Origin of the sequence: Bradyrhizobium sp. BRP23 (genome assembly GCF_020194135.1) — a bacterium.
GTDB classification, from domain to species: Bacteria; Pseudomonadota; Alphaproteobacteria; order Rhizobiales; family Xanthobacteraceae; genus Bradyrhizobium; species Bradyrhizobium yuanmingense.
The window spans coordinates 53,107-66,321 of record NZ_JADYVW010000013.1; the positions used below are offsets into that span (position 1 = coordinate 53,107).

The window sequence follows — 13,215 nt, forward strand, 5'->3', positions numbered from 1 at the left end:
GTCACAATTCACAGGCGCTTTTCTTCTTCAATCGCGTGAGAAACAGCGTTCCGAGGCTCGGCTTTCTCCCGCATGCCGAGTTGGCGGCTGAGCGATGGGGATCTCCTCCTCAGGCCGAGAGAGGGTGCTGTGCGCGCCCACTGAGTGAGACCGGTGAGGCTCGAAGGATACCGCGATACGCACACCGGAAGAAATCGCTTGAACCTCACGCAGCGTCAGGTCGTAGCTTGGAAATGAGGGCCAAGCTTTCATAAAGCAAACGTCGAAAGATGCGGCCCGATAACGGACATAGTGCGTTTAAGCGTCGAACGCGGCGCCGGATCGCACGTGAACATGAATCAAGACGAAAGGCTATTGTCGGAATGAAACACCGCGTAATGATGGTCGCATTGTTGGCTGTCATCACATCTCCGGTCTGCGCGGCGAAGCTCAGCGGCCCTCCGCGCATCCTCGACGGCAATACGATCGAGCTCGAGAAAACCACGCTTCGGCTCTCAGGCATCGACGCTCCTGAGACTGACCAGATTTGCCTCGACGCCCACGGCCGGAAATGGGCTTGCGGCGTGGCTGCTCGCGACGAGCTTATCAAGCATTCGAACGGACGAACGTGGGATTGTCATACCACAGGAGTTGATGAATACGGCAGGTCGCGTGGCCGTTGCTTCATCGAAGGCGAGGACGTGAACGCCTGGATGGTACGCTCCGGCTGGGCACTATCGTCGCCTTCTGCCAATACGTACGTTATCTATGAGGTTGTGGCGAGCAAAGCCTATGCGGGGCTGTGGTCGGGGGCGTTCATCGCGCCCTGGGACTGGCGTCGCCGCAACAAGGGGACGATCATCATCGGCGCGAGCTCGGTTCCGATCGACGCTCAGGAGCTCCTGCTCGGATCCGCTTTGCTATCGGACCCGCCCTCGTCAGAGTGTCTGATAAAAGGCACCGTGGGCCACAACGGCGAGCGACTTTATCACTTGCCCGGGCAATTCGGTTACGAACAAATCGACATGACGAAGAAGCCCGGTGAACGCTGGCTCTGCAGCGAATCGGAAGCCGAAGCGACCGGGTGGCGCAAAGCCGCGCGATGAGGTGAGATGCATGCATGCAGGCCATTATCCGAATATGTCCTATCTGACCAAGATCGCGCCTTCGCGCCGCTCGCTGTTGCTGTTCGCTGTTTCGGCGGCTTGCCTGCGGCTTGACAACAACATTGTCGATGCGAAGGAAGCAAAAACGCCGCCCAAGCCGAATAACCTGCTCTCGCCGGATGCTGCCCTGAAGCGGCTGATGGAAGGTAACGATCGTTATGTCCATGGCGTATCACGAGGCGACGATTTCAAGCGCGAGCGCTCTGTTTTGGTGGATGGGCAAAATCCATATGCCGCGGTTCTGAGCTGCGCCGATTCTCGCGTGGCGCCTGAACTTGTCTTCGGCAGCGGACTCGGTGATCTGTTTGTCTGCCGCCTCGCCGGCAACTTCGCCAACGATGACACGGTCGCCAGTATGGAATATGCGGTCGCCGTGCTGAATACGCCGCTGATCCTGGTACTTGGCCACGATCATTGCGGTGCGATAGACGCCACGATCAAGTCGCTCCACGACGATAAGCCGCCGCCGGGGCACATTTCATCCCTCATCGCTGCGCTTGCGCCTGCAGTAACAGCATCTCGCCAGCAAACAGGTGACACGTTCGCAGAAGCAACCCGACGAAATGTAGTCGATAATGTCAACAAACTTAAATCGACGGGGCCGATTCTCAACGCGGCAGTTGAGCAGAACAGACTGAAGGTCGTCGGGGGGCTATATCGGCTCGACACCGGCAGGGTCGAATTGCTGAGCTGACGCTGGCACCTTCGCGCGGCCAGCTGGTCGTTTGCCGCCTGATACAGGGCTTCATCGAGTTCCGCGCAATTCGCTCGTGCATCGGCTGCATCAACTGCACCGAGTACAATCAGCTCCACAATTGTTATAGCTTCGGGAAGCTTTATGTTATGCGCGGCCTCTTAATCCTCCTTGTGTTCTACGCGCTCATGTTGGCAACGCGAGGCCAGCACCAAGAAACACTCATATCGCGGCCAACAGTATTCAAGCCTGCACCTTAATGCGCGAGGCGGGCCGAGGGGGGTCAAGCGGCAGATCGCGGTGCGAGGCATGCAGGGTCTGAGCTCTCGGCCCCCGGAACAAGCGACAATTCCGGCAGACTCTCACTCCCGATCCGGCAAGCCATCTATGGTCCTGCTTATGATCACCAGGCTCAGCCAGGGCCGAAGATCAAATAGAGCAGGATTACGACCGACATGACTAACCAGCCGACCGACGTAAAGAAAATAGCTACTCGCGTAGGCATCGGACGTCTCTCTGCATCAGCCATTTGGGAGACCACAAGTGTCGGAAAGCAGCCTTGTTGCATCTGTCTTGGGCCTAGCTTGGATCAGCATAAACAGAAACTTGTCGCGCGCACGACGATGGCGACCATCGGCTCGAGCGGAGAACAATCTTTTATGCCCGCGCCGGAGTTCGTGAAGCCTGACGGTCAACTATCGACAGACGCGTTGACGTGCCATCTAAAAGGCACTCGTGGCTCTGCGCAGGCGGGTCTTGTCATTGGAAGTTCCGAAGTGGCGCATCGGAAAGGAGCATCTTCGCGGCCGGCGTGCACCTTTGAAGTGCGTTTTTCCAATGCGGACATCAGCTTGATGATCGCGACTCGCGCGGTCATCGCACGTCGTCCATAGTCTCTTCAACCAACGCATCGTCGACCAGACTGATCAGGCGTTGCTGCCGCTCAGGCTCCGCGACCACGGTAAATTGCGCTGTTGGTAGTCTCAGGAGATCGCAGCGGGGCTGAAACTCCAGCAGGCAAGCCGAGCCCGACTGGTCCGCGGCCGAGGTCCACTTCAGTCGTTCTCCTCCCGCCTTGTTCGGTTGATGACTTCTTGTGCCTGGTATCAGACACGGGAGGCGCGAGCATCCTCCTGGCGCGGCACGGGTCACGTGATCTCGCTCGATTCAGCCACGACCGGCAGACATGATTGGTGGCACGTCGATTGCTGGGGATATGGAAACGAGCCGCAGGCTTGGGGTACCGGTCGCCAAGTCAGGTATTCACAACGTGGTTCGCGCCGGCCGAGCCCCAATTGTGACAACCTGTCCGTTGGATAAGACATGACAAAACGAGCGCTGCCATCAGCCGTCCGAAACATAGTGCAGCAGAGGCGGATCGATCTCGCCGCCTCATATCGGTTGCCTTGCCAGTTCAGCCTCAATGGCAACATCGAGGCCACATCTCGATCAGCCTTCCTGGCCCTCAACACCTTTTCTTTGAGCCAATCCGCTCGGGGTGCGGTTTGGACTGGCAACCGCCTGCAATCGCATCACAGCCGATTATCAACTGCGACAGTTTCGACGATCCCTCCGGCTGGGTATCAATCCGGCCGGCTTCGCCATGCGCGGGCAGTCCATATCAATGACACGCGCCGTCGACCGGCTCAACACCCGAGGAAAGTTTATGAACGCTCCACCAGAGAAGATCACTGCAGAAGCCGACGCTATGGCTGCGACCTGGGATAATCTGTCGCCGCTACTGGTCGATATCCGCGCGCGTCGAGACGAGTTCGCCCGAGCGCAGAAGATTCCCGACGAGATCATCGAGGGCTTCAAGCGCGTTGGCGTCTATCGGGCTATGGCGGCCAGGCGATTCGGCGGTGAGGAGCGAACGCCGGCCGATTTTTGTCGCCTGATCGAGCGCATTTCTGAAGCCGACGGCTCCGCCGGTTGGGTCGCCAGCTTCGGCGATGGGGCTCGCTACCTCGCTGCTCTTCCGGACGACACGCTTCGCAAGGTATACGCGAATGGACCTGATGTGGTGTTGGCAGGTGCGGTTTTCCCACTCCAGCCCGCCAGGCGAAGCACCGACGGATTTGTCGTGAACGGCGTATGGCCATTCGCCAGCGGCTCACCGGGCGCGGACCTGATAGGCGTTGGCATCACTGTGGAAGACGATTCGACCGGTGACCTTGTGCGCGTAGCCGTAATGCCGGCCGAGAAGGTGACAATCCGCCCCAATTGGGACGTCATCGGCCTGCAAGGCACCGGCAGCCACGACGTCGTTGTCAACGATGTCATTGTGCCGGAGGAATGGACCTTGATCCGCGGCGGTCCGCCGACACTCGACGGGCCGGTCTATCGTTATCCGTCCGTGGCTTTCGCTGCGCAGGTGCATGCAATTGTCGGCATCGGTATTGCGCGCTCGGCGCTAGACGAGGTGGTCGCCATGGCCGGAAGCCGCGCCTCGATCACTGGAGCGCCCGTGATGGCGGAGCGCGGCTATGTCCAACTGGAGATGGCCAGAGCCGAAGCCATGCTGCGTTCCGCCCGTTCCTTCTTCTATGAGGCCACCGAGGAGCTGTGGAAGGAAGCGCTCAAGGGTGCGGTAAACCGGAGCACGGCGACGCTGATGCGACTCGCCGCAACGAACGCCGCGCGGCAGAGCGCTGAGGTCTGTAGGATTGCGAGCGGTCTCGCTGGAAGTACGTCGCTCTATACCACCAGCAATCTGGCGCGCGCCATGTGCGACAGCTTCGTGGTTGCCCAACACGCAGCTCTAAACGAGGGAACGCTCCAGAGCGCCGGCCGACTCCTGCTCGGAAGTGCAGCACAGCCGGGCTTTCCATGAAGTGGTTCACCCACGTCCCCACACGCTCTGCAGCTACGAATTGCAGAGCCTGCGATATGATGCGGCCTGCGGTTGCAAGGACTTGGCGGCCTGCCGGCCTTGTTTAAAGGACAAGAAAGAGAGAGACCCTTGCGGTCAGGCGCTTCTCAAAAACACCACCGCATCTCCATAGAGCATCCCCTCCCCGCCGCACTTGCCCCATTTCCTCATACGACCGCGGCTATCGGCCCGGAGATCAACCGGCCCGCACATTCCGGACACGCGCCAGCACGCTCCAGAACATCTGCATCGTCAGGCTAAAAGGCCTTGAATCGCACGCGACGTCACGGTGTACCATGAGAAATAGATGACGAGGATGCCCCGAAAATCGGAGCGGACGGCGGCTTCCTGCCATCGGTGAGACGATGATGCCAATGCGGTCGTTGTGTGTGCAGCAGAGGGCCCTCGCGTGCGGGATCGCGCGAACGGGCAACGAGTGCTCGCATGCGAAAAATAACGTACTTCGTCCCAGCCCAGGGGAAGCTGGGTTGCTGCGCTCTGCGGCCGACACATTGACGCCATTCAGCTGCGGATCGTCTCTGTTCGGCAACGCTCACTTTATCACCATGGCTCGACGATCCTCAGGATAACGGACAATACACCCTTCAAGGTTTGTGCGAGCCAGCGTTGAGCCGCATTCGGTCAATATCGTCTGATAGAAAGGAAAAGGCGCGAGATTTCTCCGGTCATTAATCCTTTCGTAATTAGAATTTGCGGTGAACGTTTTGCCGCAAATAACCGTCGACAGTTCTCCCTCTGTCGACGACTGACTTCGGCCCGGCTATCGAAATGAGGCCGGGCTTTTTTTTGCCACCGATCGACGACAGTTTGGACTGTTCTGGCCCGTGGTATCTGATGATTGCGAAGCTTGGGGAGACAGAGACAAACGTCAGAATGATCGAGAGGATAGTTCATCACATCCTGAAGCCGATTGATCCGATCCTAGTGCCCGAGCTGCTCTGGCTGCTCGCCTCCATGGGCCATGGCGACCACCCTCGCGGCCCGGGCACCCACGACTCTGCTCGGAGCGCCTGATCCAGCTCCCGGGCATGAGTATGGAGAAGACTGTCCACGCCATCCTAACCTTCTACCCGCTTGAGATTTCGCCGATCCGCGCGCGTGATGATGCCGGTCGACGATCTCGACCGTGTGCCCGGACGCACGCACGGTGCAGACCGAGATCGAGCGCTGGGTCGGTCGCCCCATCAGTCGCAGCAAACTCTCATGTCCGGATCTTCTCGCGCTAAGGCTTAGGGCTGGCGCGGTGCAGGTGGGTGACAGCACCGGATATGCGTGCTTTCTGATCAGGAAGGGCGTGATCAGCTGAGAGAACAATTCTGCGCAAGATTGCGCAGGACTCTGCACCCAAATTTGAATAGCCTCCGCGCAACAGACCGACTATTGTCGATCCATGTCGCGCGCCTTGTGTGTCTAACTGCTACTATCATCCTGTCGCTGCTGTCGGTCGTCGCGAACGCTGCGCCAATCCAAAAGCGGCCCAAGCCGGTCTGGCAAGGTTACGGCTTCCTGCCCGGCTATCGCCAGCCGCTCAGCAACAGCATTCCGCTCTACGGGCATAAGGACGCGATGCGCCGGCTCTCGCGCGCCGACCGGCGCCACTGGTATATTGACCCGGTTCATCAGTACCACGGTTGGGATGGCGAATGGCACTATTTCGGCCGCCCCGGCTTCCGCCGGCGGCCGCTACAATGGCGGCGGTTTCGGGCCGTGCTGGACGCGGACGCCGATCGGGCCGATCTGGAATTGCGGGTGATCGGGCGGCGCGGCTAGGAGAATCTTCGGCCATTGCGCCAGCATTACGTCAAGGCGTTTCCTGACATCCTCGCCGATCTTCGTCATCGCGCCGCAGCCGCACGGGCCGAGCGTGCTCGCAGATTCGATGATCAACTCCGCTTGCGACACATGAGCAGCAAGTAACCGCGATTACGATGGCGGTCTTGATCCGATCCGGCACGAGATCGGCCGCTGATGATCGCGGCCCCCTTCTCCTGCGCCGCACGCTTTGCTGGACAATCGGCTGCTGCAGTTATGCTGGACGCCTCACGGCGACCTTCATATGGCATAAACACATGCTTCAGCTCGCTTTCCGATTGAGACAAGGAACTACGAGAACCAGTTGCTTCGAAGCAGTGCACCAGCTTACCAGAGGTTCAGACCATCAGCTGCCGTTCAGATGATTCCACGCTTCGAGCCCCAGCTGGCAGTGTTGATTCAAACATATGAAACGGCTCGGCCTGCTGGCTGCAAAGTCCTCGGTCGTGCCGGCTCGCCAAATAAATGATTGTCAGAGACCCACCACCCGCCCGACGCCGACGTGATGCGTGTGGTCTGCAATGGCAGCCGGAAACCGGAGTGCCCGCTCGGCTACTGACATCCCCTCGCCTTCATGACGCCAATTGTGCAGCTTTGGGTGGCATGGAGCGCGCTGGTCAGGTCTCCCAGCAATGAATGAGGCGCTCGATACGAGCAGCCACTAGAAGCGCGTATTTTTGAGCAATACATCACCTTCCACTGTGCGCGGATAATGGGCCGCCACTTCGAATGATGGTAGCAAGTCCAGAATGGCTTGCAGGGACAACTGCCCTTCGTAGAGCTCACGGTCGCTATATTCCGTGTAGATGAAGCGCGTGTTGCTCAAGGTCCGCATGCCGCCGGCAATAACATCGGCTTCGGCTCCCTGGACATCCATCCAGATGAAATCGACCGTGTTCAGCTCCGCCTCGCCGCACCAGTCATCCAGCCGCCGCGTTTCAACCGAGACAGGGCGATCGAATCGGACCCAATCATACTCAGTGAGATGATTCTTTGGGCGGCGTATTGAGCCGGAGAGGTCCCATTCCTTCGCGTCACCATCTGCATTGCTTGGATGGAAGTCGATCATCCCGTTTCGATCACTGATCGCGATTTCAAGCAGCTTCACCTTATTGAGGGACGAGCCCAGCTTTTTCTTGAAGCGCGCGATCGCTCTGGGGTCCGGCTCAAAGCAGTAGAGCTGAGCTTGCGGGCAGAGGTTGAGAAACTGTTGCGTATCGGTCCCGTCATTGCAGCCGATATCCAGGATGACTGGATTCGGCTTCTGAAGAAGTGAGACGATGTACTGGTGGACTTCTACAGAGGACACAGGTGCTTTTCCCATTGGGCGCGGAGATCGCGTGAATTTCGAGCTTCGAAGCTGCAATCACACGCCAGATGCGCCGGCACAACGTATATCAACGTATATTATTCATATGCCCCTCAGTCCCCTTGATCCATGACGGCTATTTGGATGCCATCGACATAAAAAGGGAAACCTCTCGGACCGACAGGTGCAGCGACTGCCATGGCGGGCCTCTGCTGGGTTCGTACCAGCGTGCAATGACCTTATCGAGCTCGGTCCAGATCAATTCTTGAAGGTCCCGCGCTCAAGATAGTTGGCATAATCGTTATTATGCGCGAGGATCTCATATTGTTCGAACCCGCCCTTCGATGAATCTTGTGCGCCGCACGTTTCCCCGGCTCCTAGATGCTGCTGTAAGACGAACCAATTATGTGCAGCCAGGCCGCCGCCGTCGAAATACGCCGGCGCTTCGATCGGTGTAAGGGCCGCCAAGTTGAGGAACCCTGGGATCAACCGGGTGTTCCGACGAAACGCAATGTCATTTTCGCAACAGCTTGGCGGACTGTGTACCTGAGGGCGTTTGCTTCCGGACAAAGACACGCGCAGACCAGGCAGCGATTCAGCAGAACTGCAGGCATGATCGTTCAGCTCATTTTTGGCCTGACTCTTGCTGTAATTGGGCTCGTCACAATGTGACTATCTCCAACTTGTTCAGACGCTCAGGAGACTTGTATGAATTTCCGTCCGCTTCACGACCGCGTCGTGGTCAAGCGCATCGACGCCGATGAGAAGACCGCTGGCGGCATTATCATTCCCGACACAGCCAAGGAAAAGCCTTCGCAGGGCGAAGTCATTGCAATCGGCCCGGGCGGCCGCGATGAGACCGGCAAGCTGATTCCGATCGACATCGAGGTCGGCGACCGCGTGCTGTTCGGCAAGTGGTCCGGCACCGAGGTCAAAATCGACGGCCAGGACCTGCTGATCATGAAGGAGAGCGACGTGATGGGCGTTCTCACCGATGTGTTTTCCACGAAGAAAGCCGCCTAACCCAGCGCTCGCACAGCCCACCCCCTGACGAGCGCCCGGCGGGCGCGCTGAAGGAAGAGAAAATAAGAACTGAGGAATTCTTTATGTCAGCCAAAGAAGTCAAATTCGGAGTAGACGCGCGGGACCGCATGCTGCGCGGCGTCGACATCCTCGCCAATGCCGTGCAGGTCACGCTCGGTCCGAAGGGCCGCAACGTAGTGCTCGACAAGTCGTTCGGCGCGCCTCGCATCACCAAGGACGGCGTTGCCGTCGCCAAGGACATCGAACTCGACGACAAGTTCGAGAACATGGGCGCCCAAATGGTGCGCGAGGTGGCTTCGAAGGCGGCGGATGCTGCCGGCGACGGCACCACCACCGCGACCGTCCTGGCCGCCGCGATTGTCCGCGAGGGCGCCAAGTCGGTTGCCGCCGGCATGAACCCGATGGACCTCAAGCGCGGTATCGACCTCGCGGTCGAGGCCGTCGTTGCGGACCTGCAGAAGAACTCCAAGAAGGTCACCTCGAACGAGGAGATCGCCCAGGTCGGCACCATTTCGGCCAACGGCGACCAGGAGATCGGCAAGTTCCTCGCCGACGCCGTGAAGAAGATCGGCAACGAAGGCGTGATCACGGTCGAAGAGGCCAAGTCGCTGGAGACCGAGCTCGACGTCGTCGAGGGCATGCAGTTCGACCGCGGCTACATCTCGCCCTACTTCGTCACCAACGCCGACAAGATGCGGGTTGAAATGGAGGACCCTTACATCCTGATATACGAGAAGAAGCTCTCCTCGCTGAACGAGCTGCTGCCGCTGCTCGAGGCCGTGGTGCAGAGTGGCAAGCCGCTGGTCATCGTCGCCGAGGACGTCGAAGGCGAGGCCTTGGCCACGCTTGTGGTGAACCGTCTCCGTGGTGGTCTGAAGGTCGCGGCCGTCAAGGCTCCGGGCTTCGGCGATCGCCGCAAGGCCATGCTCCAGGACATCGCGATCCTGACCGGCGGCCAGGCGATCTCGGAAGATCTCGGCATCAAGCTCGAGAACGTCACGCTCAACATGCTCGGTCGCGCCAAGAAGGTGACGATCGACAAGGAGAACACCACGATCGTCAACGGCGCCGGCAAGAAGGCCGACATCGAGGCGCGCGTGGCCCAGATCAAGGCGCAGATCGAGGAGACCACCTCGGAATACGACCGTGAGAAGCTCCAGGAGCGTCTCGCCAAGCTCGCGGGCGGCGTCGCGGTGATCCGCGTCGGCGGCGCGACCGAGGTCGAGGTAAAGGAGCGCAAGGATCGCGTTGATGACGCGATGCACGCGACCCGCGCGGCAGTCGAGGAAGGCATCCTGCCGGGCGGCGGCGTCGCCCTGCTCCGGGCTTCCGAGCAGCTCAAGGGCCTGCGCACCAAGAACGACGACCAGAAGACCGGCGTCGAGATCGTCCGCAAGGCGCTGTCCTGGCCGGCCCGCCAGATCGCGATCAACGCCGGTGAAGACGGTTCGATCGTGGTCGGCAAAGTCCTCGACAACGAGCAGTACTCTTATGGCTTCGATGCGCAGACAGGCGAGTATAGCAACCTTGTCTCCAAAGGCATCATTGACCCGACCAAGGTCGTGCGCATCGCAGTCCAGAACGCCTCCTCGGTGGCGGCGCTGCTGATTACGACGGAAGCGATGGTTGCCGAGCTGCCGAAGAAGGCCGGGGCTGGTCCAGCAATGCCTCCAGGCGCCGGCATGGGCGGTATGGACTTCTGATCCACTCTCTCAAAGTATCGATGACATCAAAAACCCTGGCACGAATGCCAGGGTTTTGCTCGGGCGAGCTTGCAACGTAGCCCTTGCAAGCCGCGCCAAAGGCCCAACCCATCCGCCTATCCGTATGAACGGCGGTAGGGCCCAGACTTAATTTGCTTGTGACTTTTCCTTCGGCGGGGAAATGGCCTCGGTCGACGTTAAACGGGTCCAGCACTGCGATGGAAGTGGGCCTGTCGCTATTTCAGTCTCACGAACCTACCTCTGCTGAGTGTTTGAACCCTTCGTCTGGCGCTTATCCGGCGCCGCCTACCCGTTTTCGACCTTCTTGCCTACTTTCCTGTCCTGACGCGTGGTCCCAAGCGCCCAAATACCTTTCCTGCAGTTTCGCACTTACATCTCATGGCGAGAGCGCTTGTTTGAAACCCCTCAGGAGAAGTGCTCATTGTCAAGAGCCACAAGATGTCCCGTGGAAGTGCCATGATTTAGCGTGCGCTTCATTTTTGTCCTCGCGGATGGGCTCCGCTTCGCCTACTGGGCCCTGAACTCCGCCGCAGGGTCCTACCATGATATCTGTTTTAGAGAGAGTGTGTGTCAGCAGGTTGCGCAATTGAGGCTGTTGAGCATACGGCCAGGCAAATCACGGGGAATGACTTTTGAGGATGCAGCGGGACCGAAACTTTGGACTACCCAGAAGTAGAGTTTTACGACTCTGAACACTTTGGCGGGCTGGTTGCGCCACGTGAGTTCGCAGCAAAATCGGCGATCTATTGCCGATTGCCCTCCGGGAGCATTCTTTGTTGTAGAATTTGCGCCAAATCCCCACGTTTCCTGGGCGTCTGCATGGCTGAGGAACTGATCGGCGCTGAGATCGGCCGGGAAGCGGTAGGCGCAATAAACCCCCGTCCCCGACAACGTGCTTATACTGCGCTTGCATCCACACTATACCAATGTGTAGCCAAGCTAGCCACGCGGATGAATTGGCCCGAAGCGGGGCCGGGATCATTATGGGCCTTATGGCTATGTATACTCAGGTTAACGCCCAATTCGGTGAGGCGCAGGAACGCACAGCTGAGGGCCGTGCAGCTGCACTTTTCTCCAGTTTGATCGCTGACCTCAGTCAGCTGAATTTCGCAGACGCTGATGACCGCCGAGCATTCCCTCCAACCCTACACAGCATCTTGGCAAGGCATGGACTGTTCGGGCTCACCACACCAGGAGAGCACGGCGGATTAGCTCTTTCCTTGCAAGAGGCCATCGACCTCATCTCCGCCACTGCATCCTTCGACGTCTCCGCTGCCTCCACCCTCGTCATCCATAACTTCCTAGCCTTGCCCTGCATCGAAGCGGCACCGCACATCCCCGAACAAAAGCATATCATTCGGGGTGCAACACGCGGCGATCTCTGCGCTTTCGCTTTGACCGAGCCTGGAGCTGGCTCTGCCCCGAGGCATATAGAAGCTTCGGCTCTCATGCGCGAAGATAAAGTTCGGATCTCTGGCCGCAAGATCTGGATCGGCCTCGCTGACTGGGCTCGCTGGATCGTTTGCTTTGCTCGCGCGTCTGGTCCCGATGCGAAAGGTCGGCTCGTTGGTGTACTCGTTGACAGGCAGGCTCCAGGGCTAAAGGTCACGCACGAGCATCGCACACTCGGTCTACGTGGCATTATTCAGAATACTCTGGAGTTTCAGGATGTCGAGGTGCCGCGTGCTTACGTGCTCTCTCGCGATCAAGACGGCTGGGGCGCGGCGTCATCTAGTATGAACCGCGGCCGCATCGGTGTGGCTGCTATGGGTCTTGGAGCGCTTGAGCGCGCTATCCAGCTCGCAGCCTCTTATGCAAGCCATCGTCGACTCGGTAAACTGCGTATGATCGAGAACAGCTACATCGAGCAGTTATTTGGGCAGATGGTGCTGCGGCGGGAGGTCGTGAAGGCGATGCTGGCAGCATCCTGCCGACTTGTTTCAGCGCAGGGCGCGCCCAACGTCCACCTTGCGTCGGCAACGAAGGTTTTGTCCTCGGAATGGTGCGGTCTTGTCGCTGATCAATGCGTCCAGCTGTTAGGTGGCCGTGGTTACGATGAGGGAACGCCTTTAGCTAAAATCTATCGAGACGCTCGCATCCTCCGCATCTTCGAAGGTCCGACTGAGGCGCTCTTATCACACCTCGGCCGCTGCCTCCTCTCTAAAGCCACCCGTGATGAAATAGCCGATCTGTTTCGGTCAGTTGGTGCGGCTTCAGTCCATGCTGCTGCAGTTGAGGAACTCTCTGGGCTCCATGAGACAGACGGTGCCGTGCTGATCTATGCGGGTTGGCTCACCACATTGGGCTTGGCAAAAGCTGTCATGTCTGCTGGTTGCTTCTCTATCTCAGATTGCGCCGCAGCAGCGGCTGACCTGGTCAGTTCCGAGCTAGCAACTCTCCGTACTCGCGCGCCGGCACGGCAATCTGTCGAAGTCCGCAATCGGGCCAGTCGGACTCTGACCACCTTCCTTCAAGACGCGGCTTGTTCTATTCGCTCACCTGTTCTCACTGACGATTACCTTAAGCTAGTGCAGTATGTCTGAGAACTAGCGGATGCCGGACCTCTTTCCACCTGGTGGTCCCGCGCGCGACTA

General features: G+C 59.0%; 8 protein-coding genes and 1 pseudogene. 7 read left to right on the top strand and 2 right to left on the bottom strand.

Annotation, left to right across the window (positions count from 1 at the left end; translation table 11 throughout):
- Positions 1-377: 377 nt before the first annotated feature.
- From I6F24_RS28980 to I6F24_RS28995, 4 genes and pseudogenes are all read left to right on the top strand, one after another.
- Positions 378-1,085 carry a thermonuclease family protein gene (locus I6F24_RS28980; RefSeq protein WP_225142062.1) on the top strand — a complete coding sequence of 236 codons (708 nt, stop codon included), beginning with the start codon at positions 378-380 and terminating at the stop codon, positions 1,083-1,085.
- Positions 1,086-1,095: 10 nt separating this feature from the next.
- Entirely contained in the window at positions 1,096-1,839 is a 744-nt protein-coding gene (locus I6F24_RS28985; protein ID WP_225130943.1) for a carbonic anhydrase, read from the top strand.
- A gap of 1,624 nt (positions 1,840-3,463) precedes the next feature.
- Entirely contained in the window at positions 3,464-4,672 is a 1,209-nt protein-coding gene (locus tag I6F24_RS28990; protein WP_225130945.1) for an acyl-CoA dehydrogenase family protein, read from the top strand.
- A 1,446-nt stretch (positions 4,673-6,118) separates the two neighbouring features.
- Positions 6,119-6,485: pseudogene (locus I6F24_RS28995) on the top strand (hypothetical protein).
- Between the two features lie 720 nt (positions 6,486-7,205).
- On the opposite strand, the gene I6F24_RS29000 reads toward I6F24_RS28995, so the two are convergent.
- Positions 7,206-7,853 (bottom strand): FkbM family methyltransferase, encoded by a 648-nt coding sequence (locus tag I6F24_RS29000; RefSeq protein ID WP_345944121.1) that lies wholly within the window; start codon positions 7,851-7,853, stop codon positions 7,206-7,208.
- A 258-nt stretch (positions 7,854-8,111) separates the two neighbouring features.
- The gene (locus I6F24_RS29005) at positions 8,112-8,321 is read right to left on the bottom strand and encodes a hypothetical protein (RefSeq protein WP_225130948.1); all 210 of its coding nucleotides are present in this window, start codon (positions 8,319-8,321) and stop codon (positions 8,112-8,114) included.
- Between the two features lie 240 nt (positions 8,322-8,561).
- Between I6F24_RS29005 and I6F24_RS29010 the strand changes: the two genes are divergently transcribed.
- The 3 genes from I6F24_RS29010 (at position 8,562) to I6F24_RS29020 (ending at position 13,164) form a co-directional block, all read left to right on the top strand.
- Positions 8,562-8,876, top strand: a complete 315-nt coding sequence (locus I6F24_RS29010; RefSeq protein WP_128932171.1) for a co-chaperone GroES — start codon at positions 8,562-8,564, stop codon at positions 8,874-8,876.
- A gap of 83 nt (positions 8,877-8,959) precedes the next feature.
- Positions 8,960-10,600, top strand: coding sequence for a chaperonin GroEL (groL, locus tag I6F24_RS29015; RefSeq protein WP_225130950.1), 1,641 nt, complete (start codon positions 8,960-8,962; stop codon positions 10,598-10,600).
- A gap of 1,004 nt (positions 10,601-11,604) precedes the next feature.
- A complete protein-coding gene (locus I6F24_RS29020) occupies positions 11,605-13,164 on the top strand; it encodes an acyl-CoA dehydrogenase family protein (RefSeq protein WP_225130952.1) in 1,560 nt (519 codons plus the stop codon).
- Positions 13,165-13,215 lie beyond the last annotated feature (51 nt).

Bases quoted from the DNA above. Each gene is read 5' to 3' on its own strand.
- I6F24_RS28980 (WP_225142062.1), top strand. From the start codon at position 378: ATGATGGTCGCATTGTTGGCTGTCATCACATCTCCGGTCTGCGCGGCG.
- I6F24_RS28985 (WP_225130943.1), top strand. From the start codon at position 1,096: ATGCATGCAGGCCATTATCCGAATATGTCCTATCTGACCAAGATCGCG.
- I6F24_RS28990 (WP_225130945.1), top strand. From the start codon at position 3,464: ATGACACGCGCCGTCGACCGGCTCAACACCCGAGGAAAGTTTATGAAC.
- I6F24_RS29010 (WP_128932171.1), top strand. From the start codon at position 8,562: ATGAATTTCCGTCCGCTTCACGACCGCGTCGTGGTCAAGCGCATCGAC.
- groL (WP_225130950.1), top strand. From the start codon at position 8,960: ATGTCAGCCAAAGAAGTCAAATTCGGAGTAGACGCGCGGGACCGCATG.
- I6F24_RS29020 (WP_225130952.1), top strand. From the start codon at position 11,605: ATGGGCCTTATGGCTATGTATACTCAGGTTAACGCCCAATTCGGTGAG.